Here is a 23,027-nt window from a genome sequence, read left to right on the forward strand (position 1 = left end):
TTCCTTCCCTGTGTTCGTCGGGTTCAATTCCGCTGGTGTGGGGGTCCGAGGCTGAAACCGCCGTCGGGATGGATCGTTTCGCCGGTGAGCCCGCGGGAGCGGTGAGAAGCGAGGAAGACGTAACTCCAGGCGTGGTCTTGACCCGATAGGGCCACGCCCAGCGGTGTGCGGGCAGCCAATTCGCGGGCCCGATCTGGTGCAGCATCCAAACGGCGGGCGCCGAGGTCGAGGCTGTCGAGTCCGCGCAGGTCGGTGTTCAACGTCCCCCCGGGGGCGACACCGTTCACACGGATCCTCGGCGCGAGTTCGTGAGCCAGTGCAGTGACTACGCCGCGCACCGCGAACTTCGACGCCACATACAGCAGGCCGCCGCGTCCTGGATAGAACGATGACGCGGACTCGGTGAGCACGATCGAGGCGCCGTCCTGGCCCATCAGCGCCGGCACTGCTGCCTTGACTGAGTGGATATGACTCAGGACGTTGATGCGAAACATTTCGTCGAACGCCTGGTCGATCAGCTCGGCGGGGATGTCCTGAATACGGCGGTAGAAATCGAAAATCCCCACGCAGTTCACCAATGTGTCGAGTCCGCCGAAGGCGTCGACAGCGACCTGCACTGCTTCGTCGTTGGCGGTGCGAGTGGTCCCATCGCCCTCGATCACCGGAACGTCGGGCAGCTGCTGGCGCAGCGCGGCGCACTTACCGCTGTCGTACTCGAGCACGGCCACCCGGGCATCCTCGTTCAGGAACGCGTCGACCGTGGCCCGACCGATACCCGAACCTGCTCCCACGATTAACGCGCGTTTACCCGACAGCCAGCCAGTCATACCTCGTCGCCCAGAATCAACGGAGCACCTGCGTTCCCCACCATGGCCGCCAAGGTGGCCGGATTCTGCCAGGTCAGCGCCTCGACCTCCAAAGCATCCAGCGAGACCCACTGCGCCGATTTCGGCGCCTGAATCAACAGCCGAGCTCCATTGCGAGTGGTCACACGGCGCACGACGACCTCTGCGAACTCGTTGGCAATGTTCAGTGCATCACCGGTCGCCCCAGCCAGCAGCGACGACAGTTCCTCGCACGCCGGTTGTGGGGGCGACTGCGCGCCCTCGCGGGATCCGTTCGAGCTCATAGGAAGACCGCCAGATTTTGCATTCGAAGCACTGATTCATCGACGCAGATTGTGCGGCGTGCGAGTTTGAGCGCGTTGCCATCGCGACGTAGAAGATCTTCACGACCGCATGAGAGGAGCGTGGACTCGTTGACGTCGCCACGGCTGCGGAACAGCAACTCAGCGCTGTCGACCACGAGGTGGTCGGCATCGTCGCTGAGGAATGTGCGCACATTGGTGATGAAGTGACGCAGACGCGACGGCGGATCCTCAGTCCAGGCATGCTCGGTGGCGAAACGGGCAACCCGGCGCCTAAGTGAGTATTTGTTCTCGTCGAAATGCGCCATTCCCGGTGAGCTATCAAATCCGGCTCCCGCGGCGGTGGTGATCCGCACCGGCATGTAATAGTGGATGTCCTCGGTAAGCAGACCCAGCCACCGGTCGTAGTCTTGAGCATCGAGAAGGTACGCCTCGTTGACGAGGAAGCTATGCGCCTCGAGGTGACGAGGGTCGTCGAACGGCAACGGGTCGCCGACGCGTTGGGCGCGCGGCGCGTGCGCCCCGAGCACCGATGGCGCCGCGGATTGACCAATGCGCTGATGATCGTGAACGCTCATAGCATCTCCGACGTCGGAGCGGACCCCGAGTCGATATCGGCGACGGCCCCGCCGTTGGTCTGGACCATTGGTTCAATTCCATGCGGATTGTCGCTGAGCACCGTAGCCGGGTCGACGCGCAGCGGCGGCATGTCCAGGTAGTCGGCCCAGAGCCTCAACAATTGCCGTTGATTGTTCTCGTTGTAACCGAGCTGAGCGTATCCCGGCCCGTGGAATTGAGCGCTGCTAAGGGTGTCGACCACCCGTACATCGTCTGCGAGCAGCCCCATCCGGCTGTTCAGCCGCAGTCGGCGGGCCATGGAACCCCCCGCCGTGTTGGTCAGCGACACCCAGTTCTCGACATCGTCTTGCTCGAACATTCCCGTCGAGCCGAAACACATCAAATAAGCCTTATACGAGTTCGCCTTAAAATCTGCCGGGGCATCAGAATCCACCGCAAACCACGACAGCACCTCAGTTTCATTCTCGCTGATTGGTTGCCACACCCGGATTGAAATGAACGGCAAGACGTGCTCCCCGTCCTCCACTTTCGGCCAGTTGTGCACGAAACTGATGTTGGGAAAACACGTCGCGGCCGAGATCATGAACCCGTCGGTGCCGACGACTTGTTGCTGCTGCTCGGTCCACGTGGCCTTGGCTCGACTGATCATCTCCGCCGGGTAGCCCACATAGCTCATCCGGTCCTCGAAACTCCCCTCGGGCAGCTTGTATGTGGTGCCCCCACCTCTACCCGCCCAATACGTGGCGCCTTCTTTGCGCTTGTTAGCCTTCGGCTCTCGGAACAAGCCGATCTCGACCACCGACGTGTGCGTCTGAGGTGTGTGGTACATGTCCCCGGCGAAATTTTCAGCTGCGATCTTCCAGTTCGCTTTTACCCGCCAACGCTGCGGACCTCGCACCTCAAGACCGTTGGGGCCTTGCCTGGTGTAGAAATCGAGATAGAACCTGAAATCACCCAGATACTCTTCAAGCGATTCTGCGTCAGGATCCATCGACAGAAAGATCAACCCGTTGTAGCTGGCCACACTGGGCGCGGGCAACAGGGTCTGCCCCGTCTTATTAAATCCGGCGTCTCCTCCGTAAGCCTCTTGGTGAAACGGCAGGCCAATAATGCGACCGTCATTGCGGTAAGACCACCCGTGGTATGGGCATCTGAAGTTCGACGCGTTCCCCATTTCCGCCCGGCAAACCTGCATACCGCGATGGAGGCACATATTGAACATCACCCGGATCTCGCCGGCAGAATCACGAGCGACGATGAACGAATCCTGCAACACTTGTCTGGCCACGTAGTCCCCCGGCTGCGGAATCTCCGATTCGTGCGCCACGAACAACCACGCCCGACTGAACAGGCGCTCCTTCTCGAGCGAGAAAATTTGCTTGTCGTTATACACGTGCGCCGGGATCATGCCAGTGCGTACAGCCGCTAACACCTCACCGTTATCCTGCATCTTCAACTCCATGATTCAGCGACTGGACTCGATCCACGACCAATACACCTTCACTGTTATGTAGAACGCGACTCTGTCTAGCAGAGATTATGCCGTCTCCTTACCGGTGGAGTCAAACGAGGGCGTTGACTAGTCGAGACTCCCGCGCAGCCCTCTCGGATGCCCTTGAGGAAACGTCCACGATGCGGGGCTCCCGCCGGAGGCAGCATCCCTGTGATGAAGGCATTTGCAGCGAGTGAGCGCTAGGCCGCGTAACGAAGAGGACCGCGACCCGGTACCACAGGGGGCGGGGGACAAGCGTCCGATCGACCGGCTACCACAGGTATGAGCCGAAACGTACTAACGCGGCGATCCTGTGCTGCCACAGGCGAACTGCTCGTCGACGAAGGCACCGCCGCGCGCGCCAAGAGGCAAGTCGGCGGCCCCCAACTACCCGCCGCAGCCATGGCAGACAAACGCGGCCAGGCTTGTGCGCAGGAAGGCGACTTTTCGCCCCCCGGCACCGGACTCGTCGCGATTCTTCGACCTGCATTCGAACCTGACCGCGGTACGCTCTCTGTCATGCAGAAACCCTCACTCGCGGGCATGGAGCGTGAAAGCACAGGGAAGCCCCCGCAATATCCGATCGAGTCTGTCGACAACGCTCTTCGCCTACTCCTCCTCCTAGGAGAGCGCTCTGAGATCCGGCTCACTGACGCCAGTGAGTACCTGCGCGTCGCTTCGTCGACCGCGCATCGCCTGTTATCGATGCTTCAGTACCGCGGGTTCGTCCGCCAAGATCCGGCCAGCAAGGCGTACCAGCCCGGACCGTCCCTGACAAACGTGGCGTTCGCTGTCCACTCCAGGATGGACATACCACGCACGGCCGCCCCGATTCTGCGCCAGCTTGTCGACACGCTGCAGGAAACCGTGCACGTAGGAACGTTGGACGGCAGACTGGTTCGCTTCATCGCGGCACTCGAAAGCCCTTCTGCCGTCCGGGTGATCTCGCGTTTGGGTAGCACGCGTCCTGCACACTGCACGTCGACCGGCAAAGTTCTACTCGCCGGCCTATCCGACGACGAGCTGGACCAGTTGTACCCCGACCCACATTTGGAGCCACTCACTGAGCATTCCGTGCGCACTCTCACCGAACTGCGCGCTCAATTGGCAGAGGTCAGGAAAAGCGGGTTCGCGATCAGCAGGCAGGAAAGTGAGGAAGGCGTCGCGTCTGTTGCCGTGGCGGTACCCCAAGGTGGTTCCGGGATAAGGCTGGCACTAAACGCGTCAGCGCCGAGTTATCGATTCCGGCCCTCCGATGTTCGCAAAGCTTGCAGTGCCCTAAAAGACGCCGCCGCCGAGCTAGCCCGCAATCTCGGCTGATGACATCCGGAGAAACGAAGGCCGACGGGAAGGTGCCGGGCGGCACCCCGGACCTGCCTGGCTTCATTGCGACCATCGACTTATTCCTTCGATTGGAGAAGCGAAGGAAATCCGAACCGATGTTCGCCGCGGTCCTCACCGACGACTTTCAGATCGGTTTTCGTGGTGGTCACCAGTGGAAAGGCCGCGATGGTCTACAGGTGTACCTCAACCAACGCGACGGGATCTTCGACGAACGCCTCGAGCTGCGCCACGTACTTTCCTACGTCCCGGTGAATGAGGGTGTAGTGGAGCTGACGACCCGTCTTGAGTTCTATTTTCGTCGCTGGAAAGCGCCCGCGTTGGTCAGCGAAGAATTCACCGGGTCGGCCTTTCGCACGTGGCTGATTCGCATCGCTGACGACGAGATGCGCGTGAAGCGGGTGATCATCGATGGATTTGCCAATCTCAACGAAAACGCACGGACGGTGTTTGCCATCCCAGATGAAGGGTTCGACGAGTAAACGATACTGCCCGGTGAACGCGGTATACGACCACGGACGCCGAGGCGCACGATCGCCACACGCTTCTCCATAGTGAAGTTCGATGTGCTTTATGTGAGAAACCCACATCGAGCTCGTTGACGTGGCTCACTGGTTAGTGGAAGAAAATGAAACCGGCATCTCGGGTCACTCGCCGATTATTTTTTCGTGATGCCCAGAAGGTTTTTCCGTGACGCCCAGAAGGTTTCGGTAATCGTCGGCCCATGTTCGGATGGCTTCGGGTGCGTGGCGGTGGACATCCACTTCGAAGCCAGCTGGTCCGGACCCTGAAGCGGCTATGCGATCGCCAACGCGAGGGCAATGTAGGCCGTGATGTTGGCACCGACTTAAGCCGGAATTGACGGCGCTCGCTGAAATTCCCCACTGATGCTCATCGAAATTCCCCACCCGTGTGGCTCCGCCGAGAAGGGCGAGCCTCCTTCGAAGCTGCTGGTGTCTGACGCCAGTTGCTTCACCGAAGGAGGCCCGCTTTCTCATGCTCACATGGGAGGACGATGTGGAAGTACATGCTCTACGCAAACGTGGTTGGTCGATCTCGGCGATCGCCCGCCACACCAAGTTCGATCGCAAGACGGTCCGCAAGTACCTGGCCGGTGACGGCACCCCTGGGGTGCGGATCCGTACCGGGCCGGACCCGTTTGAGCCGTTCGTCGACTACGTGGTCGCGAGGCTGAGCGAGGACCCGCACCTGTGGGCCCGCACCCTCTACGACGAGTTGGAGGACCTGGGGTTCGGGCTGTCGTATCAGAGCCTGACCCGCCACCTCCGCGACCGCAAACTGCGTCCGGTGTGCGCAGCGTGCCGCACGGCTACACAGCGCCCGAACGCGGTCATTGCGCATGCCCCGGGTGATGAAACCCAATGGGACTGGCTGGAATTGCCCGATCCACCCGATTCCTGGGGATGGGGCAAGACTGCTCATCTGTTGGTCGGCTCGCTGGCGCATTCGGGCAAGTGGCGCGGCGCGCTGGCATCGTCGGAGGATCAACCGCATCTGGTCGCCTGCCTGGACCGGGTGACCCGCGGACTCGGCGGCGTGACGCGAGTGTGGCGGTTCGACCGGATGGCCACGGTCTGCGATCCCGGCTCAGGCCGGGTGACCGCGTCGTTCGCCGGGGTGGCCAAGCACTACGGGGTATCGGTGGCGATCTGCCCGCCGCGGCGCGGCAACCGCAAGGCGTGGTGGAGAAGATCAACCACACCGCCGCCCAACGCTGGTGGCGCACCCTGGCCGACGACGTGACCGTCGAGCAGGCCCAGGTGAGCTTGGATCGCTTCGCCCGGGTGCGTGGTGACACCCGGTTGCGGGCCACCTCCGACGGGCGCTCCACGGTCGCGGTGGTTGCCACGACCGAACCGCTGAGCCCGGTGCCCGCGCTGGCCTATCCGGTCATCGTGGCCGAGACCGGCACCGCGTCGCGCCAAGCGCTGGTCTCCTATCGCGGTAACCGCTACTCGGTGCCCCCGGAACTGGCCGCCGCCCAGGTGGTGGTCAGTCATCCAGTGGGCGGGCAGTTCTGCGACATCGCCACCACCGGCGGGATCGTGATCGCGCGGCACCGGATGGCCGCCGATGGGCTCGGGGTGATGGGTGGTGCGCGACAGCGGTCACGTCATCGCCCTCGATGCCGCGGCGATGGCCACCGCCGGCACCGGGCGTCCGCACCGCCGCAAGGAACGCATCCCACCCGGACCGGCCGCCAAAGCTGCTGCCACACAACTCCTCCGCCTCACGGCAGGTGATCCTGCGGGATCTGAGACATCAACGCCGTCAGCCGATTCCACCGTCATCGACCTGTCCGCCTACGAGCGGGCCGCCCAGAAAAGGACCATTCAGTGACCCCGACCCCGCGCACGAAGAAGACCACCACGACCACCGATGAGACACCGTCGACATCGGCCAGCAGATACCAACAACTGCGCTCCCATCTGGCCGCGCTCAACCTGCACGCCTGCGCCGAAGCCCTGCCCGCGGTGCTCGACCAAGCCAGCGCCGAGGGACTGTCGCTGACCGTGGCGCTCGAAAGGCTGCTGGCCGTCGAAGTCGAAGCCAGCACCGCTCGCCGACTGGCCGGCCGGCTGCGATTCGCCTGCATACCCACCCCGGCAACGCTGGCCGACTTCGATGTCGACGCCGCCGCCGGGATCGACCGCAAGCTCATCGACGAACTGGGCACCTGCCGTTATCTGGAATCGGCGACCAACATCCTGCTGATCGGTCCAGGCGTTATCGAAGGTTCGAACGCGGAACGACCGTGTTATGCCTGTTCAGGACGTTGTTGCGATCGATACGACGTTAGGTGAGGGCTGGATGCCGCGGCGAGCCAGTTCGCGCCGTAGGTCGAGGTTCTCTCCGTGTGCTCGTTCGAGAGCGGCGCGGAGTGCTTGCAGTTGCTGGCGGTGCTGTTTCTTGAGTTCGGCAATCTGGCGCGTCAGCGTGATGACGAGCGTGCTGTCGGTGTCGACGGGCTGGTCGGCAGTTGCTTTGCGGCGGGTGCCGCGCAGGTGCTCGATGCGTGTGCGCAGTTCGGGATGGTTGTAGAGGAAGGCGTGGGAGACGCCTGCTTCGCGTTGCACGGCCTGGAACGTGATCGGGTCGCCGCGTTTGATGAGTCGGCGGATAGCCTGTTCGGCGTCTCGGGTTTTATTCTGCGACTTGACTTTCGCTGCTTCGGTGAGGGCGGTGATGCGGCGTTGTCGGGAGTCGGTCATGTGCTTCTCCTGCGGCGGGCGGTCAGATCGAGCGTCAGCGGGACCGGTCTAGCGCTGGGTCGATTGCAGCTGGTTTTCTCGCCGGGAGTAGAGGAGTCGGGCGCGTCGTCCAAAGCGGCCAGGAGTCGGGTGAGCGCGGAGTGTTCGGCGCGGCGGCGGATAAGCCAGACGTTGTCGTCGGGCATGGAGTGGCCGTGTCGTTGCTCGAATTCTATTGTGGCCCGGTCGATCAGGGTGGTGGTCTCGCGGAGTTGGCGGTGCAGCACGTCGTGGTGGGTGTGGTCGGTGACGAAAACCGAGCAGGTCAGGCAGGCGTTGCCTTTGTCGCAGGATTGCAGCGGCGGCAGCATGCACCACCCGTTGGGCAGGAACCGGTCGGCGCGGCGGAACAGGTGCAGACTGTCGTGGTCGTCGCTGGAGAGTTGGATGCGGGTGCCGTCGGATCGCAGCTTGGCGGTGGCCAGGAACGCCTGCTCGGCATGTTCGTCGCGGGCGGCGATGTAGTGCATCGTCATGGTGGGGGTGGCGTGCCCGGCATAGCGCTGCAGGACGTGAATCGGCAGACCGAGTTCGGCCAGCCGGGTGAGCCGGGTGTGGCGAAACCGGTGGGTGTGGCTCAACCGCACGACCTGGCCCTTGGCGTCGGTGATCTGAACAAGGTCGCTGAGGCTGCGCAGCACCCAGTTGTAGGTGCCCGATGGATAGGGTTTGTCGCCGCGGCGGTTGCCCAGACGCCGGGCGAACAGATACCGCCTGGTGCTGTCGGGGTACTGGGTGTGCAGCCAACGGTGCTGTTCGGCAATGACTTCGGTGACCTCGTCGTCAACGAGGATGGTGTCGGGTGCGACGTCGATCTTGCTTTGTGCGTAGCGGAACCTGGTCAGTGTTTGGTCCTCGCCCGCGGCTGTGGTGGTGGGTGCAGCCGAAAGGCAGTCGAAGTCGCAGGTGCGGATTTCGCTGGCTCGTCGTCCAGTGAGGATCTGCAGCAGGATCATCCGCATTGCTTGCGGGTCGTCGAGTCCGCTGGCGGTGATGGTGGTTCCGTCGCCGCGGGTGATGGTCATCTGCTCGGTGCGAGGCAATCCGATCAGCGGCAGCGCGGCGGTGATCTGTGCGAGTGCGTGGTCGTCGATGTAGTTCGCGTCGTTGAAACCGCGTTGATGCGGTATCCGGGTGACCCGGCCGAACCAGCTGGCCGCGTGAGCGCTGGTGACCCGGTGCCAGGGCTCGATGCCGAGAATGCGGCGAGCCTCGGCGGGGTTGGCGGCAATGAAGTCCAGGAGGCCGGCCACCGCTCGCAGGTCGTCGTTGATTCCCCGGAGCGGCACGGTTCTGCCGAGGTGGCGTGTGTCGGATTGGCGGGTGACGCGGTTGGCTGCCACGGCGGTCCACCGCGCGAACGCCGCCGCCTGTTCGACCGCGGTCGTCGGGTCGCCCAGGATGTCAGTCGGGTCGTCGAAGCTAGCGGTCAGCCAGTTGTCGAACCGGCGGAAGCTGCGCATGCGTTCCTGGCTGATGCTGGTCCAGCGCAGTGCCCCGGATTCGAGCATCGTGCCCAGGTGCCACTTCACCGCGGCCCGCAGCCACGGCAGTTGGATGTCTCCGGGTGAGCAGCCGTAGTTGGCGACTGGTTCACGATCGGTCAGTGGGATCCGCGGATCGCAGCGCGGGTGCCAGAAGTTCAGCTGCCACCATGGGCCGTCGTGGCTGGCGGCGATCAGGGCGTGGCGAGCGAAGCCGAACAGTGCGTGCACCCGGCCCCGGCCTCGGGGTGAGGGCAGTCGCTTGCCCCTGCTGAGATAGAACCAGCTCTGCAACGTCGCGGCGGCGTCGTAATCCATCGCCCGGATCGATGACGGGATATCGCGGCCCCCGGTGACGGCCCGTCGAATCATGTTGGCCAGCTGGGCCATTGCCAACACCGAGACGCGGGTGCCGTCGCTGGTCTGCCAGTGCGCCATCCACGCCAGTTCCGCCGCGAATGGGTCGGGCAACCCGCTCAGATCCAGATGCGGCCAATCGTTCTCGGTGATCGAGGCCCAGTCGGGGATGCCTGGCCCGAGGACGGGGCCGCGCCACTGCGCCGGCAGCTCGTCCCAGAGCCGCCAGATCGGATCGAGGTGTTCGGCACTGTGCAGCCGCAGGTGGTCATGCTCGTCGCTCATTCGGCCATCCGCCAGCTGCTGGCGTAGGACGCCCAGTTGGCGGCTGCTCGCAGGGCTTCGTCATCGCGGACCCAGCCGTAGAGATCCAGAGTGGTCTGCACATGAGCGTGACCAAGACGCCGGGAGACCACCCATTCCGGTGTTCCGGCGAGCAACAAGGCGGTGGCATGGGTGTGGCGGAACCAATGCGGCGTCCACCCCGGCGGCCCGATACAGCGCCGACGCAGCGTGGCCACTTTCTCCCGGACCGTAGTCTCCCGCAATGCGGCCAACAACGGTGGTCGAGACACATTCACCAGCAGCGGCGACGTATCCGTCACAGCGATGCCCGATTCGGCTGCCCGGCAGGCGATATCGGTGAGATAGCCGGCGAGCAGCCGCTCGAGGTCAGCACTGACATAGATTCGTCGCGGTCGCATCATCTTCACCCGCGCCCCGTTGGGATTATCCGAGCGGGGCACGATCTGCACATAAGCGGTCTCGCCGCGGCCAAGCACGAACTCGCCGATCCGCAGACCCAGCGCCTCCCCGAGCCGCATGCCGGTCTCGGCCAGCAGGGCGAACACGAACCGGTCCCGCAGATTTCCTCGCCACGACCCGGACTTGACATCGAAGACCGCGCAGCCATCCAGGATGGCCTGGATCTGCTCGGGCAGCAGCAACGGTGGTCTGTCGCGGCGGCGGTCGCGGCGCACGCGCACCAGCGATGACGCCGCCGGGGACGAACGCGCATCCAGATGCGCAAGCAAGCCTCGGGCCGGTCGGTGCCGCGGTGTTCCACGAAGCAGCCGCCCAGCCACCACCACACCGGACACCGCGTCATGCCAGCGGTAGAACGAAATCAACGCTGCAAAGCGGACTTCCAGAGTTGCCGCACTCGGCGCCTTATCCGACTCGGCCAGCTGATGCTCGATAGTGCGGCCGTTGCGCTGCCAGGACAGGAACGCCGTGAACGCGGGGACACCGACATCGCACCAGGCGCCAGTTTGCCCGCGTTGCTCCAGGAAGCTCCACCACTGCGCCAACGACGTCGCATACCCGCGCACCGTGTTCGGCGACCACAGGTGCCGGTGGGCTTCTATCCACTCCTCGACGGGAGCGACCGTTGCGAAGTCCTCGCCGAGCACAGTCCAGGTCCGCTGCCCTCCCGCAGGACACACTGCCACCGGATACGCCATCGTTGCCGTTCCTTCACGTTGAAGAACACCCGCCGATAAACCGGCAACAACGATGACTTGCCCCGCGTCAACCCCCTTGTCACATACATAGATTCGAGCGTGTTGCCACCCGTTGATAACGGGGTGGGCCGAGCAGCACCACGTTGGATGCCTTGGCCAGGAACGCGCCGGTGCCTAAGTGGGCGATCATGTCGCGGTTCAGCGCTGGCTGGTGATCGAAATTGAAGTCCTCCAAGGACTTGCGGGTCGGGAAACCAGCCGAGCGGATGCGCGTCGCCGCACCCGAGGCCTCACGGGCGGCGACCTCACGGGACAGCACCGCCGCCAGGTACTCCTCATGAGTCCAGCCGGCGTCGCGGGCCTGCTCGGCCAGCCGGGCTGCCGAGTCGCGGATACGTGGCGCCTTGAGCGCTTGGGCGTAGTGCAGGACGGCCTTCATCGGGTCCTCGGCCATGCTCACGCCACCTCACCATCGGAAGTAGCTGTGTTGCCAAGGAAGTCCACACCGAACGCGCGGTCGTAGTCGGCGAGATCGCGCACCGGATGATCACCGGGCTGCGGTGGTGGGCCGGCTTGGAACTGTTGGCGTAACGCCGCGGCGGTCTGCACGTGGGCGGGGTCGGTCAGGGTTTGTCGTCTCGCCCAGCAGCGGTCATGAGCCGCTAGCAGGCGCCCCGATGTGCTTACCGTCACCTGCCTTAAGGTGGTGCTCACCTCGACGAGTTGACCGATCGCAGTCGGGTCCACGGAGTAGTCATTGCCGCCCACCCGTACGTAGTAGTCACGCCCCAACCGCACCGAAGTCAGCGACTGCGCCACCGGCGCCACCGGCGGCAGCGTCAGCATGTGGCCTCGATCGGAATCGAGGAAGTCCACGGGTCGCCCATCGAGGACCCGTACCCGACGGCGGTTGGCAATCGGAAGCCACTGTTGCAGTTGGTTATTGAAGTCTTGCGGTGAGGTGAAGCTACGTCCGGGCAGAAACGAGGTCTCCAGGTACCGGTTGGCCCGCTCCACCATCCCCTTGGATTCGGGGTCATAGGGTTTGAGTTGCACCAGCCGCGACCCCAGTGTGCCCACCAGAGCCGTGACCGGCTCGGTCAACCGGCCTCGACGCCCTATCCCGGCTTCGTTGTCCCACCACAGTTCGTGCGGCACCGCACCGAAGCTGCCCGAAAGCAGCTGCCACATCCCGGCCACCAGGTCCATGGTCTGGCGCGAGGGCAGCATCACCGCGGCGATGAACCGGGAGAACGCCGCCACCATCACCAGCACCGGCAGCATCGCCTCTTGGCCGAAGCCCACCGCAATCTTGGGCGCGGGAAACCACAGGTCGCACTGGATCACCCGACCTGGCGCATGCTCGAGCCGATCCACCGGATCGGCAGGCAGGTACTCCGGGCGGATCGCCCGGACCCGCTCCCGAAACCACGAGATCGAACCGGTCCACCCGACCCGCTCGGCCAGCACCGTCGCCGGCATCTGCGGATACACCGACAACAACGCCCGAATCCGCGGCTCCACCTCGCTGATCGCCGACGGTCCCGTCGCCCGCTCGTACTTCGGCGGGCCATCGCTGGCCAGCGCACTAGCCACCGTGTCCCGCGCGATGCCCAATTGCCGTGCCACAGCCCGCTGCGACAACCCTTCGCTGCGGTGAAGATGCCGGATCAAGGCCCAGTCTTCCAAGGAGATCACCCATCCAATCTGGTCGGGTGGCCTACTTTTCAACCGTCGCGACTGGCCGGGTCCTCAACCGTCGTCAACAGGGGGTGAGGCGATCGCGCTGCGAGTTAGCGACGTGGACTTCCTACGGCGTCGAATCCTGGTCTCAACGAGCGCGGTGCAAATCGGCGGCGGACACCAGGTTGGCCCAACAAAAGAACGCCGTGCGCGATCGGTTCCGGTACCCGACTTTGTCCTCGACGGGTTGTCACGTCATTGTGTGGGCAAGAGACGAGAGGCTCTAATCTCTCCCGCCCTCGACGGCGGCTACCTGCCACGACCGCGCTCTGCCAGCGGTTGGTTCGCCGCAGCGTTGCGGCGAGCCGGATTGCAAACGATCACTCCGCACGATCTGCGGCACACTTGTGCCTCGTTGGCACTGTCGGCAGGAGCCAACGTGCTTGCGCTACAGCGCATGCTCGGTCACCGCGGCGCGAAGGTGACCCTCGACGTATACGCCGACCTGTTCGACTCTGACCTCGACGACTTGGCGTCGAACTTGAACGCCGAATACGCGCCAAAAACGGTGGGCAAAATGTGGGCACAACAGGCGGAAGACAACGCGAGTCACGGTGAAAAAGGCATGCTAAGCAGCAACGATGCTTCCTGTCTGCCCCCTTCGGCGGAGGTAGGGTGGTGGGTAACCCTCCGTAGGCGTCCCCCATACTAATGGTGGTCAACGTCTAAGCTGTCAATCGCCTTTGTGGCGATCTGATACGGGTGCCGTTTTGATGGATAACATTCGTTATGCATCAGTTTGTGGTAGATTTGAAGTATGAGCTCGGCGACGCGTCGTGTCGAACTATCCGAAATACGTTGCCCCGCATGGTTTACCGGGTTCCTCGCCGATCGAGCCGTCCGTAAACCCTCCCCCCATACAATCAAGGCGTACCGACAGGACTTTATCGCGATCGCCTCCCTGCTCGCCGGGAGCGTCGAACAAGTCCCACAGTTGACGGCCGACGCCATCACTAAGGACTCGATGCGCACGGCGTTCGCCGCCTACGCCGACAACCACGAAGCGGCATCGATCCGGCGCTGCTGGTCGAACTGGAACACACTGTGCGACTTCCTCTACACAAGTGAGCTCATCAACGCCAATCCGATGCCGCTTATCGGCCGACCAAAAGTCGCCAAGACGCTGCCCAAAGGGCTCGGCGCCGATGCGGTGTCCGCGCTCTTGACGGCTATCGAACTCGACCGCGGCTCGCGCCGTCGCACGGACTGGGCCGAGCGCGACCGGGCCATCGTGCTGACAGCAGTGCTCGCAGGACTGCGCGCAGATGAGCTGGTGCGCGCAGACATCGGCAACATCCGGCCGACCGACGAGGGCGGGGTCATTCACGTACGGGGCAAGGGCAATAAGGACCGCCGAATACCGGTGGAACAGGCCCTGATTCACGAACTTGAGGCCTATCTCGAATCCCGGCTAGCTCGATTCCCAAGAAGCACTAAGCGGCGGGCCACCAGTGGCCGACTACCGGCCTGGCCGGCGACTGCGCCTCTATTTGTTGGCGCTGACGGCCAGCGCATCACACGCGGTGTGCTGCAGTACCGAATGCTGCGTGCCTTCAAGAAGGCGGGGCTGAATGATCAACGCGCCCGAGGCGCCTTGGTTCACGGGCTACGCCATACCTTCGCCACCGAGCTCGCGAACAGCAGTATCAGCGTGTATGCACTGATGAAGCTCCTCGGGCATGAATCGATGGTGACCTCGCAGCGCTACGTCGACGGAGCAGGCACCGATAACCGCACAGCCGCTGCACAGAATCCCCTGTATGGCCTGATCAATCGATGAACGCATAGCCACTGCTCAGTAATCTGCCGAAGCGGCCTGACGAGGTTCGAGCGTCCTCGTCTCATCTGCGGCGACCGCTGAGATTCACATACGTCCGACATCCCTCGTCGCCGCCCGACCGTTACGATGATGTGGTGCCGACATTGGACGATCTCGAGGCCCGCGTAGCCGCATTGGAAGCCTCGCAGGCCGACTACCGGGCGGTGCTGGCGGCAGTTAACGCGCTAGGCGCGAATCAGCGCGAGATGGCCATGACACTTGTTGACCAAGGCCGCGATCTAGCCGAGCTCAAGAATGGTCAGACAGAGTTGAGGGCAGGCCAGCGATCCCTTGAGGACAACGTCGCCGAGATAAAGGATCTGTTGGTAAGAGCGCTCGATCGGTAGAGGCGCGATCGTCGCGCCTAACAGCAGCGTCGTCGGCGGACACAAAAGAATGCCAACTGGCGGACAAAAGACGGTTGTCAGATGTCGCCCTGCGAGGGGAGCGGATCAACGCGCTACTAATTCGCCGAGCGCGGGCGCATCCACTGCTCAATGTGCCGAACATCGGCGCCGCCGGTCCTCGACGTGTTTAAGATTCTCGATCTAAAAGTTCAGCGGCTGCTGATCGGCCTCGGCGTAGCGTTTGACCGCCTCACACTCTGAAACGGACAGCCGCACCGTGACCTTCCTTGTCACCCCGTCTAGCTCGGCATGGCCGCTGCCCTCACAAACGTCACAGTGACGATTCAAGTAGACACCCGGGCAATCTTGACTCGCGCCAGATAACATCCGTTATGTCAAGTATTACTTGGCGGTTGCGCGCATTGCCACTTGACTGTGGGTGCAGTGTCGCACGATACTTGGCGCATGGCAATCCCCTCCCGGCTGGTGTCCCTCATCGACCAGTACAAGGGCGCTCACGGCGTCAGTGATGCGGCGCTCGCGCGCCGGATCGGCATTTCACGCGAAAACCTGCGGCTGTGGCGGACCAACGGGCTGCGAGCGCTACCTGACCGGGACAATCTGCGTGCCGTGGCCCGCGCTATCGGCCAGCCGTACCGCCAGGTGCTCTCGGCAGCGTTGCTTGACGCCGGCTATCTCACCGACACCGACGCCGCGCAACCCCGGCCCTATATCGAGATACTCTACGACGTCATCGACGCGCTGACGGAGGCAACGAAACTCACGAATCAGCCTGTGCGGCAAAGTGCTTCGGGAGGATGGGAAGCCGACCCGGACCCGCGAGCGGCACTGCCCATCGACTGGGCCGAGTTCGTCACCAAAGCCCTGGCCGGCGCGGCCGCCAACGTCGGCAGCACCACACAAATCCTCAGTGGGCGCCCCGGCTCTTGGGAAGCCGACCGCATCCGCGAAACACTGGTATCCACCGTCGGACCCGACGACGAGCACCTGCTGCCCCATCGCACCCAACCGGTCACCGTTGACCTGTGCGTCGACAACATTCTGCTCGACCTCGACGCCGACCCCTACCGTGACGCCTTCGACGCGATCGACCAACGCGAACTCGATATCCCCGAACCCGACGATCTCCCCGACGAGCCGCCCCCGCCGCCACCACCGGGCATGGAATGGCTGCACGACCGCGACGAACACGGCATCATCGCGTGGATCAACGATCCGGAGAAAGTCGCCGCCTACCAACGATGGCACGCCGAGCAGCCACCGTACGAGCCCACCCCTGGCGAACACGTCCAGCAGCAGGCTCTGGATTCCCTTGCCGCACTACGGGAAACGCTCGACCAACTGCGACGCGAAGAACTGCAGGCCTACGCCGACACGCTCACCGCCGCGATCACCGACCGGCTGCGCACCCTGAACCTGAACGTACCGCTCCGGGTCACCGTCACCGCTGCCCCCAATGGCGCAAACCCTCAATACGGCACCACTCCCCTGCCCGGTGAAAGCCCCAGCCGAATCGACGAGGCGATCGCCGCAGCCATCGCCGACACCCCGGGCCCGGCAACGCTGCCGGGCACACCGTTGCAGCGCGCCCAAGCCGCGCTGCAACGTGCACAGCAAGGAGCACCTGCTGATGACTGACAAGTCCAACCCGGCGCCGAGTTGGCTGCACGAACGCGCGGCTGGACTCGTAGCACGAGTAGGTGAGCGAGGCATGACACTGACCGTCGAAGCCGCCGAAACCATTCTTACCGAACGGCATACCACCGCCGCCGCGCAGCTCGGAGTGACCGAACGAACCGCCCGAGCACACCTTGACGACGCCGCACTTGACGACCTGGCCGATCGCCTGGTGGCCACGTTCGCCAACGAAGAACCCGGCAGCGATCTGTTCACGCTGCCACGCACCGCCCATATCAGCGTCGCCAGCTTCGGCCTTCTCGTCGCCGGACTCGCTGAAACCCTGCTCTTCCTCGAAAGCCACCGAGCGATGGACGACGCCGACCGCCACGCGTGGATGCACGAGACTGCACAACTGCTGTCACTAGCTGGTCTGATCCAGTCAGACCACAGCGGCGGCCCGATCGCCGCACCCCCAGCGATGTTCGCACGGATCGCGCGCACGCTGACAACGGTGGCCGACCTCACCGACAACCCCCGCTTAGCCGCAGCGCTGCGACGCGACGCGATGCGAGCCCGGTCGGCAGCGACAGCACAAACCTGACCAACGTCTCACCGGATGTATCTGGCGCCGCCTTCCCCGACAAAACCGACACCTCCAAGGATCGCAATGAGCACTGAACTACCCACCCGCACAGCTATTTTCGTCAACGCATTGGCGGCGCTGGACTCAGCTCGCACGGCGCTCAGCGACGCCCGTGACTGGCTGGCCTCCGACTGGACTCCCGTGGGATCCGCCCTCACACCCGAGGCCGCCGAAGCCCGCCGAACGATCCTCACTGGAATCGGCACCAGCAAGAACGCGATCGACACCATGAAGCAGGACCTCCACCGAGCAATCACCTCACTCCGCGAGGCGTAGGCGGACCGCTACACCGCGGCGATGTCGATCAGGTCCTCGAGGCCGTGGAAGTCGTCTGCGTTGCGTGTGTAGAGCCGCGCAGAGTGTGCATGCGCGGTCGCTGCGATGAGCAGGTCCATCGAGCGTGCCCGGGGTTGTCGGCCAGCCTCGACGACGGCCGCTGCCACCTGGCCGTAGCTTGCGGCTACGGCGTCATCGAGAGGCAGCGCATCGAAGGTGCGTTGGAGGGCGAGTAATCGCCGTAGCCGCTCAGCGCGGGTCTTTCGCTCTTTGGCCACTAAGACCCCGAAGTGCATTTCTGCCAACGTGACTGCACTGATGGCGAGTTCACCGTCGAGCGGCCCGATGTCGGTGGCGATCACCACGCTGGTGTCCAGCAGCGCCCTCACCGTGTCGCCCAGGGGTCGCGGATCTCATGAGCTATCTGCTCGCGGTCGCGCTCCCACGCGGGGTCTGGTGGGCCGGCGAAGATCGCGGCCACGTCGGCCCAGCGCCGCCAGGTGTGTGGCGCGGCCGGGACCAGTCGCGCGCCAGGTCTGCCTGCCACCGTGATGGTGATTTCCTCACCCTCCTCTTCGACGCGGCGGACCAGATCGGAGGCGTTCTGCCGGAGTTCCCGCAGCCCTACGCTGTGCATATCACCAAGGTAGCACATGTGCTACCTTGGTGATAGACGCTCATCAGCCGCGCGGAAGGGTCAGAGGTATGCGCACACATCGGGTCATCTATCGCAGCGGGGCCTACATCGACACCGACCAGCCGCCCGCAATGGCCGAAGACATCTGGGCGATCGTCGACCTTGAACTCGCGGGCGGCGGCGATGCATATCAGGAGCTACTGCGGACACTCGCCGCTACGCCGGTCTAGCCAGCCTCGCCGCTGTGACCCGCGCTCGCCGTGGAGCTTCCTGCTTTGTCGGCGGCTTCGTTGTCGAGCCTTTTCTTGATCTCCGTGACCGACGTCGCGCCGCGCACCTTGCCCGGCACGTGCCTGCCGCCGGCAGCGGTTCCGCGGCGGTCAGTGTTGGGGCCATCCGCATCCTTGTCGGAGCTAACGGTCGTCGGCCGTTTCGAACCGCTTTGCTTGTCTGAGGCCGGGCTGGATTCGCCGGCCACATCCCTACCCGAGTCGGTAGCCCGCCGCTCGCTCAGGCCGTCGTCGGCGGCCGCGGCATTCACTTGCGGGCGCGGGGATGTGACAGGTAGGGCACTCTCAGCGCTATCTGCCGCGGCGCCCAGGTCTTCCTTTACCTCCGTGATGTCTTCGGTGACAACCGGTTTCGCGGCCTCGGTTATGGCGGTCGCGTCCTCCACGGGTGCCAGCGCTTCGGCGGCGATCGGCGTCGCCTCTGCCGCTGGTCGGAGTGCGACGTCTTGGGAGACAGCGGCTGTCGGTGGCTTGCCGGTGTCAGCCTCAATGCCGGGGGCTGGCTCGCCTGGCGCGGCTTCTGCTTCCGTTTCAGAACCGGCGACCGGTTCAGACTCGGTGGCTGGCGCTGTGAGTTCTCGTGACGGGGCTGCGCGCAGGGTGAGGGTCTGCCGTGCGGGCATGGCCCCGCTGAGCATGTTCCCGAGATCGATAGCGGCCGCAATGGTGTTCAGCGCGGCCGATGTGGTCAAGGCGGCTACGTTGACCGCGCCGTTGATCGCTGCCGCCATCACGTGCGGCAGGTTATGCACCAGAGAGGGCAGGCCGGCGGCCTGCATGATGCCGGCGGCGGTCGTGGCCAGAGCACTGTTGAACGAGGTGATCATGTCGGCCGCGGTGGTGGTCAGCCTGGCTGCAGTCGACACCGGAATGGATGCCATGGAGCTGGCGGTGTCGACCACGGCGTTGACTGTCGCGATGCCCGCGCCGACGAGGGCCGACACCGCGTTGGTGTAGGCGGCCGGGCTCAACGGCGCAGCGCCGATGGTGCTGACTGCGGTCTGGAGTGCCCCGGGCGAGGTGCCGTCGCCGATCCATTCGGCCACGGCACCCGCAGCACCGTTGGTGAGCCGTGTCAAAGCAGTGCTCGCCGCTGAGGTGAGTGCTCCGGTGAGGCCGTTGACCCCGGCCACGGTGACGGTCACCGGTGCAGACACGATGCCCTGGACCGCCGTGAGCACCCCGTCGACGAGGGCGACGTCGGACAGTCCCCGGGCGGCGCCGATGAGGTCAGTGACGGCGCGCAGCGCGGTGCTGATCTGGGCGGTGACACCGGTGACGAGGGTTCTGCCCAGCGTCAGTGCGTGGCCGCCCAGCATTCCTACCGAGCCCAGGCCCGAGGTGAGCGCCAGGCCGGCGAGGTCGAGGGGAACGTTCACCAATGCGGTATAGCTCGACACCGACAGGGGGCTGGCGAGGATCGTGGCAACTGCATGCTGGGCAGCACCCAGGGATCCGGTCAAGGTCGACGACAACAGACTGGTGACCTCACCAGTGGTCAAAACGACGGTCCTGTTCGCCGACTCGAGTGTGGACGCGAGTCTGGTCAGGCCACCGTTGGATGCGGCCTTCAGTGCGCGCAGTACGTCGACCAGCGTCGGGTTGTCCGTGGCGGCGATGAGGCTGTCCCACAGTCCATTGTTCAGTGCCACAGCGGAATTGAGCGCGTTGACCAATGTCTGACCCGGCAATCCGGCGAGAGAGGTCACGGTGGCGGACAGCGCATCAGAGGAACCAGCGAGGCGATTGGCCAGCGCCGCGATGTCGGCCGGCGCGACAGCCGCTGCCAGGCTCATGCTCGGTGTCGCGACGGGTGTGAGTGCGGCGGTGCGCGAGGTCGTGTCCGCGGCGATCAGCGGTGTGAACGCGATCGCGCTCGCGGCGGTGAGCGCGACGCCGGCAGTCAGAGGGGAACGGGGCGAGATTTCCAGCATGAGGGTGAGCCTCCAGGAGTCATTCAGCGGCGGACTGCACCGTCACGACGCTGGGATGGGTTGTCGAGTCGAACGCGATGGTGCTGACATGTCCAACCGCTGACGTGGCTGCACACCACCACCAGACGCACATTCGTACTCTAGATTAAGACAACGTTCTACAACAGCGGCATTAGCAGGAACATGGACGAATCGCCCAACCTCTCCCCTCATGGACGCCGCCACGGGGAGCACATGACCAGGCGCGTCATGCGCGGATTCAGCGCGCAGAACTTCCGGCAGATCCGCTGCGATCGCGGGCTGAGCGTCTCCGACCTCGCCCGCCTCGCCGACGTCGGCCAATCGACCATCCACGCATGGGAGGCCGGCAAGTCAACACCCCAGATCGACCTTCTCGCCCGGGCGATGGCCGTCCTTAAAGCCCCGATCGAGCAAGTCGTCATCGTTGCGCGCGAGGAGCGCTACCCGGGTGACTGGCGGGTCCTCAGGGGCATCACCCAACCCGAGCTCGCCGCCGCCGCCAAAATCGCCACCACCACCCTGCGCGGCATCGAGCGTGCCGACATCGCGCTCACCGACCTCAATGCGGCAACCCTGGCCGAACTGCTGGGCATCGATGTCGCCGAATACCGGGCCGCCTACCAACGCGCACGCTCGCGGCCACCTGGCACCACTGCCTGACCTACACCTGGGGCGGTGCTGTCGGACGTCGGTTACCAGCAGACCCGCAGCGTCACGACGCTGTTCATCCCCGGCTAATGAGCGCCTACATGTACGCTGGCAAATACACTGTCGTCCGGTGTATCCTATACACCATGAGTAAGCGTGTGAGCCTGATCCTTGGCGACTCCGACGAGGCGGCGATAGCCCCCTACCTCAGTCAGGGCTCGCCCGCCTTCGAGGTCTTGCGGCAATGGGCCAGCCAGCACGACGTCGCAGACGACATCAAGTCCGAGGCCGCGGCGTTGCGCGCACTGCTTCAGGCGGGGGCCGAAGCGCTACAGGAGCATGTCCTCGATGTCGGCTACGCCCAGCTGGCCACAGAGTTCAACAGCGATTCGGCCAATGCTGAACGACGCACTGCCCGCAACCGCCACGAACGTCGTCGCGCCGAGGGGCGTCAATGACGCGTGCATTGCGCAGCCAGGCCTACCGGGTCGACCTCGGGCACGGTGCCAAGCCGTGGGTCATCCTCAGCAACAACTCAAGGAACAGGAACCTCGATACCGTTCTGGCCGCACGCATTACGACAACCAGTAAGCACGCGCACGTCCCCACGGTCGTGCCGTTGACCGCGGCCGATCCGTTGGTGGGATACGTCCTGGTCGATGACATCGTGCAGCTCTACCACGACGAACTCACCGAATCGCTAGGCACCTTGTCGCCGCCGACCATGGCCGAGATCAGCAAGGCACTTCGAATCGCACTTCCCTGAGGACCGCATGCACACCACAACAGATTGCAAGGCACACAACTACGGAGGCAGTAACGGCTGATGTCTGGCGTAATTTCCACACCGAATTTGGCGTTCTACTTCCCCGACGAAACCGTTAAGACGCTCAACGATCGCTGGGACGATTGGGTTGCACGAGGGGCAACCGTTGTCACGAAGAAAGACCAATCCGAAGACACACCCGGGGTCTTGTTTGAGCTTCTGCGCACCGACATCCGCTTCACACCGGCCCTGACCGCCGCAGTGGCAATCGCTGAGCCGCGTCTGCACCGTGAGCAGACCGCCGCGTCGGGGACTCTGATCTTCTACCCGTGCCTACCGTGGCAGTGGCCGTTGGTCCTGGGCGCCCGCTTCAGACAGGAACCTGACGTCTTGTGGGCAATCCCCCGCGAATTGACCGTAGCTGACTTCGAATTGGTCTGAGCAACGAAGTGCAGCCACTCGATGACCTTGTCGATCCGCAATGGTGGCGCTGCGAGACGACCCTGAGCACCCGCCTGCGCGACCTCGTTCCCGGCTTCGACAGCATCAGCTCGTTCGCGATTCCTTACACCAGACTGCCCCGGCGGCTGGGAGCCTACGCCAACGACTTCCCTCGTTGGGCCGATGTCGCCGACCAAACTCCCCAAGCGCTGCTTTTGCGACCCAAGTTGGGCGCGGCGGCAGTTCGTGCACTGATCGAGGCCGCGCAGCGAGCCGTGCAAATTCGGCACGAAACTATCGCCGCCGGCCGGGTCGGACCCGATGCCGCGGTGGCCCGCCTGCTCGGACAGCTCGACGATTTCGACCGTGAAATCCTCTCGGCCCAGGTATGGGCACTGGACCCGGCTCCTCAACACGTTGTGGCTCAGCGCCTCGGTGTGCACGCGGCCTCGGTGAGCCGCAACCTGCGCCGGGCACGGGCGCGGTTCGCCGAGCTGCTCGCCGATCCAGCACACCAGGAGGTTGGCGAGCATGCCGATCAAGTGCGGCAACGCTTGGGCCCGTACGCTCCCGTGGAAGCGGTCGACCTTGACTTGCGCCGACTGGGAGTAGAGCCCGCGAGCAAGACTGCTGAGGTCCTGCTTCATGTCGCCGGCCCGTACGCCCGCCGCGACGGCTGGATGCAG

24 protein-coding genes and 3 pseudogenes are annotated in these 23,027 nt (G+C 64.3%); 14 read left to right on the plus strand and 13 right to left on the minus strand.

All coding sequences use genetic code 11. The features are described from left to right. Positions 1-23 precede the first annotated feature (23 nt). Genes hcaB through K3G64_RS00085 form a run of 4 tightly spaced genes read right to left on the minus strand, consistent with a single transcriptional unit; the run spans position 24 to position 3,176 of the window. Complete coding sequence (gene hcaB / locus K3G64_RS00070; protein ID WP_238884801.1) at positions 24-827, minus strand: 3-(cis-5,6-dihydroxycyclohexa-1,3-dien-1-yl)propanoate dehydrogenase; 804 nt, start codon at positions 825-827, stop codon at positions 24-26. Then, positions 824-1,129, minus strand: a complete 306-nt coding sequence (locus tag K3G64_RS00075; RefSeq protein WP_238884802.1) for a hypothetical protein — start codon at positions 1,127-1,129, stop codon at positions 824-826. The genes hcaB and K3G64_RS00075 overlap by 4 nt, the downstream gene beginning before the upstream one ends. Further along, positions 1,126-1,725 carry a 3-phenylpropionate/cinnamic acid dioxygenase subunit beta gene (locus tag K3G64_RS00080; RefSeq protein WP_238884803.1) on the minus strand — a complete coding sequence of 200 codons (600 nt, stop codon included), beginning with the start codon at positions 1,723-1,725 and terminating at the stop codon, positions 1,126-1,128. The genes K3G64_RS00075 and K3G64_RS00080 overlap by 4 nt, the downstream gene beginning before the upstream one ends. Beyond that, positions 1,722-3,176, minus strand: a complete 1,455-nt coding sequence (locus K3G64_RS00085) for an aromatic ring-hydroxylating dioxygenase subunit alpha (RefSeq protein WP_238884879.1) — start codon at positions 3,174-3,176, stop codon at positions 1,722-1,724. The genes K3G64_RS00080 and K3G64_RS00085 overlap by 4 nt, the downstream gene beginning before the upstream one ends. Before the next feature lie 561 nt (positions 3,177-3,737). On the opposite strand from K3G64_RS00085, the gene K3G64_RS00090 reads away from it, so the two are divergent. The 4 genes and pseudogenes from K3G64_RS00090 to K3G64_RS00105 form a co-directional block, all read left to right on the plus strand. Next, positions 3,738-4,538 carry an IclR family transcriptional regulator gene (locus K3G64_RS00090; protein WP_238884881.1) on the plus strand — a complete coding sequence of 267 codons (801 nt, stop codon included), beginning with the start codon at positions 3,738-3,740 and terminating at the stop codon, positions 4,536-4,538. Then, entirely contained in the window at positions 4,538-5,041 is a 504-nt protein-coding gene (locus K3G64_RS00095; RefSeq protein ID WP_238884804.1) for a hypothetical protein, read from the plus strand. Before K3G64_RS00090 ends, K3G64_RS00095 begins: the two co-directional genes overlap by 1 nt. Positions 5,042-5,555: 514 nt before the next feature. Next, positions 5,556-6,920, plus strand: a pseudogene (locus K3G64_RS00100) (IS21/IS408/IS1162 family transposase). Then, positions 6,917-7,303 (plus strand): annotated as a pseudogene (locus K3G64_RS00105) (ATP-binding protein); the annotation flags it as partial. The pseudogenes K3G64_RS00100 and K3G64_RS00105, both read left to right, overlap by 4 nt. 45 nt (positions 7,304-7,348) lie before the next feature. Here the strand turns inward: K3G64_RS00105 and K3G64_RS00110 are convergent. From K3G64_RS00110 to istA, 5 genes and pseudogenes are all read right to left on the minus strand, one after another. Next, complete coding sequence (locus K3G64_RS00110) at positions 7,349-7,792, minus strand: DUF6262 family protein (protein WP_011891602.1); 444 nt, start codon at positions 7,790-7,792, stop codon at positions 7,349-7,351. Continuing rightward, positions 7,789-9,957: a tyrosine-type recombinase/integrase gene (locus tag K3G64_RS00115; RefSeq protein WP_238884805.1), complete on the minus strand. Its 2,169-nt coding sequence runs from the start codon at positions 9,955-9,957 to the stop codon at positions 7,789-7,791. Before K3G64_RS00115 ends, K3G64_RS00110 begins: the two co-directional genes overlap by 4 nt. Further along, positions 9,954-11,135 carry a tyrosine-type recombinase/integrase gene (locus K3G64_RS00120; protein ID WP_238884807.1) on the minus strand — a complete coding sequence of 394 codons (1,182 nt, stop codon included), beginning with the start codon at positions 11,133-11,135 and terminating at the stop codon, positions 9,954-9,956. The genes K3G64_RS00115 and K3G64_RS00120 overlap by 4 nt, the downstream gene beginning before the upstream one ends. A gap of 121 nt (positions 11,136-11,256) precedes the next feature. Continuing rightward, positions 11,257-11,589 (minus strand): annotated as a pseudogene (locus K3G64_RS00125) (ATP-binding protein); the annotation flags it as partial. A gap of 2 nt (positions 11,590-11,591) precedes the next feature. Continuing rightward, positions 11,592-12,833 (minus strand): IS21 family transposase, encoded by a 1,242-nt coding sequence (gene istA, locus K3G64_RS00130; protein ID WP_238884809.1) that lies wholly within the window; start codon positions 12,831-12,833, stop codon positions 11,592-11,594. 103 nt (positions 12,834-12,936) lie between these two features. Between istA and K3G64_RS00135 the strand changes: the two genes are divergently transcribed. From K3G64_RS00135 to K3G64_RS00160, 6 genes are all read left to right on the plus strand, one after another. Then, positions 12,937-13,530, plus strand: a complete 594-nt coding sequence (locus K3G64_RS00135) for a site-specific integrase (RefSeq protein WP_370646919.1) — start codon at positions 12,937-12,939, stop codon at positions 13,528-13,530. Between the two features lie 105 nt (positions 13,531-13,635). After that, positions 13,636-14,658, plus strand: a complete 1,023-nt coding sequence (locus K3G64_RS00140; protein WP_238884811.1) for a tyrosine-type recombinase/integrase — start codon at positions 13,636-13,638, stop codon at positions 14,656-14,658. Between the two features lie 134 nt (positions 14,659-14,792). Next, a complete protein-coding gene (locus K3G64_RS00145) occupies positions 14,793-15,044 on the plus strand; it encodes a hypothetical protein (RefSeq protein ID WP_238884813.1) in 252 nt (83 codons plus the stop codon). A gap of 465 nt (positions 15,045-15,509) precedes the next feature. Further along, positions 15,510-16,703 carry an XRE family transcriptional regulator gene (locus K3G64_RS00150; RefSeq protein ID WP_238884814.1) on the plus strand — a complete coding sequence of 398 codons (1,194 nt, stop codon included), beginning with the start codon at positions 15,510-15,512 and terminating at the stop codon, positions 16,701-16,703. A gap of 73 nt (positions 16,704-16,776) precedes the next feature. Beyond that, a complete protein-coding gene (locus tag K3G64_RS00155; RefSeq protein ID WP_238884816.1) occupies positions 16,777-17,286 on the plus strand; it encodes a hypothetical protein in 510 nt (169 codons plus the stop codon). A 66-nt stretch (positions 17,287-17,352) separates the two neighbouring features. After that, positions 17,353-17,604: a hypothetical protein gene (locus K3G64_RS00160; RefSeq protein WP_238884818.1), complete on the plus strand. Its 252-nt coding sequence runs from the start codon at positions 17,353-17,355 to the stop codon at positions 17,602-17,604. A gap of 8 nt (positions 17,605-17,612) precedes the next feature. Here K3G64_RS00160 and K3G64_RS00165 read toward each other — a convergent pair whose 3' ends face one another. Both K3G64_RS00165 and K3G64_RS00170 read right to left on the minus strand, forming a co-directional pair. Further along, the gene (locus K3G64_RS00165) at positions 17,613-17,993 is read right to left on the minus strand and encodes a type II toxin-antitoxin system VapC family toxin (RefSeq protein ID WP_238884819.1); all 381 of its coding nucleotides are present in this window, start codon (positions 17,991-17,993) and stop codon (positions 17,613-17,615) included. Next, positions 17,990-18,241 carry a type II toxin-antitoxin system Phd/YefM family antitoxin gene (locus K3G64_RS00170; RefSeq protein WP_238884821.1) on the minus strand — a complete coding sequence of 84 codons (252 nt, stop codon included), beginning with the start codon at positions 18,239-18,241 and terminating at the stop codon, positions 17,990-17,992. The genes K3G64_RS00165 and K3G64_RS00170 overlap by 4 nt, the downstream gene beginning before the upstream one ends. A gap of 68 nt (positions 18,242-18,309) precedes the next feature. On the opposite strand from K3G64_RS00170, the gene K3G64_RS00175 reads away from it, so the two are divergent. Then, positions 18,310-18,471 (plus strand): hypothetical protein, encoded by a 162-nt coding sequence (locus tag K3G64_RS00175; RefSeq protein ID WP_238884823.1) that lies wholly within the window; start codon positions 18,310-18,312, stop codon positions 18,469-18,471. Here the strand turns inward: K3G64_RS00175 and K3G64_RS00180 are convergent. Further along, positions 18,468-20,465 carry a hypothetical protein gene (locus K3G64_RS00180; protein WP_238884824.1) on the minus strand — a complete coding sequence of 666 codons (1,998 nt, stop codon included), beginning with the start codon at positions 20,463-20,465 and terminating at the stop codon, positions 18,468-18,470. The genes K3G64_RS00175 and K3G64_RS00180 overlap by 4 nt on opposite strands. Positions 20,466-20,699: 234 nt before the next feature. On the opposite strand from K3G64_RS00180, the gene K3G64_RS00185 reads away from it, so the two are divergent. The 3 genes from K3G64_RS00185 (at position 20,700) to K3G64_RS00195 (ending at position 21,900) form a co-directional block, all read left to right on the plus strand. After that, positions 20,700-21,146: a helix-turn-helix transcriptional regulator gene (locus K3G64_RS00185; RefSeq protein WP_238884825.1), complete on the plus strand. Its 447-nt coding sequence runs from the start codon at positions 20,700-20,702 to the stop codon at positions 21,144-21,146. 134 nt (positions 21,147-21,280) lie between these two features. Beyond that, entirely contained in the window at positions 21,281-21,592 is a 312-nt protein-coding gene (locus K3G64_RS00190) for a hypothetical protein (RefSeq protein ID WP_214390496.1), read from the plus strand. Beyond that, positions 21,589-21,900 (plus strand): type II toxin-antitoxin system PemK/MazF family toxin, encoded by a 312-nt coding sequence (locus tag K3G64_RS00195; protein WP_238884826.1) that lies wholly within the window; start codon positions 21,589-21,591, stop codon positions 21,898-21,900. Before K3G64_RS00190 ends, K3G64_RS00195 begins: the two co-directional genes overlap by 4 nt. Before the next feature lie 323 nt (positions 21,901-22,223). Here K3G64_RS00195 and K3G64_RS00200 read toward each other — a convergent pair whose 3' ends face one another. Then, entirely contained in the window at positions 22,224-22,988 is a 765-nt protein-coding gene (locus K3G64_RS00200) for a hypothetical protein (protein WP_238884827.1), read from the minus strand. Positions 22,989-23,027 lie beyond the last annotated feature (39 nt).

It is taken from the genome of Mycobacterium sp. IDR2000157661 (assembly GCF_022317005.1).
Taxonomy (GTDB): domain Bacteria; phylum Actinomycetota; class Actinomycetes; order Mycobacteriales; family Mycobacteriaceae; genus Mycobacterium.

Excerpts from the sequence above, each read along its gene's own strand:
- K3G64_RS00160 (WP_238884818.1), top strand. The coding sequence starts at position 17,353 with ATGAGCACTGAACTACCCACCCGCACAGCTATTTTCGTCAACGCATTG.
- K3G64_RS00080 (WP_238884803.1), bottom strand. The coding sequence starts at position 1,725 with ATGAGCGTTCACGATCATCAGCGCATTGGTCAATCCGCGGCGCCATCG.
- K3G64_RS00190 (WP_214390496.1), top strand. The coding sequence starts at position 21,281 with ATGAGTAAGCGTGTGAGCCTGATCCTTGGCGACTCCGACGAGGCGGCG.
- K3G64_RS00180 (WP_238884824.1), bottom strand. The coding sequence starts at position 20,465 with ATGCTGGAAATCTCGCCCCGTTCCCCTCTGACTGCCGGCGTCGCGCTC.
- hcaB (WP_238884801.1), bottom strand. The coding sequence starts at position 827 with ATGACTGGCTGGCTGTCGGGTAAACGCGCGTTAATCGTGGGAGCAGGT.
- K3G64_RS00090 (WP_238884881.1), top strand. The coding sequence starts at position 3,738 with ATGCAGAAACCCTCACTCGCGGGCATGGAGCGTGAAAGCACAGGGAAG.
- K3G64_RS00170 (WP_238884821.1), bottom strand. The coding sequence starts at position 18,241 with ATGCACAGCGTAGGGCTGCGGGAACTCCGGCAGAACGCCTCCGATCTG.
- K3G64_RS00115 (WP_238884805.1), bottom strand. The coding sequence starts at position 9,957 with ATGAGCGACGAGCATGACCACCTGCGGCTGCACAGTGCCGAACACCTC.
- K3G64_RS00120 (WP_238884807.1), bottom strand. The coding sequence starts at position 11,135 with ATGGCGTATCCGGTGGCAGTGTGTCCTGCGGGAGGGCAGCGGACCTGG.
- K3G64_RS00200 (WP_238884827.1), bottom strand. The coding sequence starts at position 22,988 with ATGAAGCAGGACCTCAGCAGTCTTGCTCGCGGGCTCTACTCCCAGTCG.
- K3G64_RS00195 (WP_238884826.1), top strand. The coding sequence starts at position 21,589 with ATGACGCGTGCATTGCGCAGCCAGGCCTACCGGGTCGACCTCGGGCAC.
- K3G64_RS00140 (WP_238884811.1), top strand. The coding sequence starts at position 13,636 with ATGAGCTCGGCGACGCGTCGTGTCGAACTATCCGAAATACGTTGCCCC.
- K3G64_RS00110 (WP_011891602.1), bottom strand. The coding sequence starts at position 7,792 with ATGACCGACTCCCGACAACGCCGCATCACCGCCCTCACCGAAGCAGCG.
- K3G64_RS00085 (WP_238884879.1), bottom strand. The coding sequence starts at position 3,176 with ATGCAGGATAACGGTGAGGTGTTAGCGGCTGTACGCACTGGCATGATC.
- K3G64_RS00185 (WP_238884825.1), top strand. The coding sequence starts at position 20,700 with ATGACCAGGCGCGTCATGCGCGGATTCAGCGCGCAGAACTTCCGGCAG.
- K3G64_RS00150 (WP_238884814.1), top strand. The coding sequence starts at position 15,510 with ATGGCAATCCCCTCCCGGCTGGTGTCCCTCATCGACCAGTACAAGGGC.
- K3G64_RS00175 (WP_238884823.1), top strand. The coding sequence starts at position 18,310 with ATGCGCACACATCGGGTCATCTATCGCAGCGGGGCCTACATCGACACC.
- K3G64_RS00095 (WP_238884804.1), top strand. The coding sequence starts at position 4,538 with ATGACATCCGGAGAAACGAAGGCCGACGGGAAGGTGCCGGGCGGCACC.
- K3G64_RS00075 (WP_238884802.1), bottom strand. The coding sequence starts at position 1,129 with ATGAGCTCGAACGGATCCCGCGAGGGCGCGCAGTCGCCCCCACAACCG.
- K3G64_RS00155 (WP_238884816.1), top strand. The coding sequence starts at position 16,777 with ATGACACTGACCGTCGAAGCCGCCGAAACCATTCTTACCGAACGGCAT.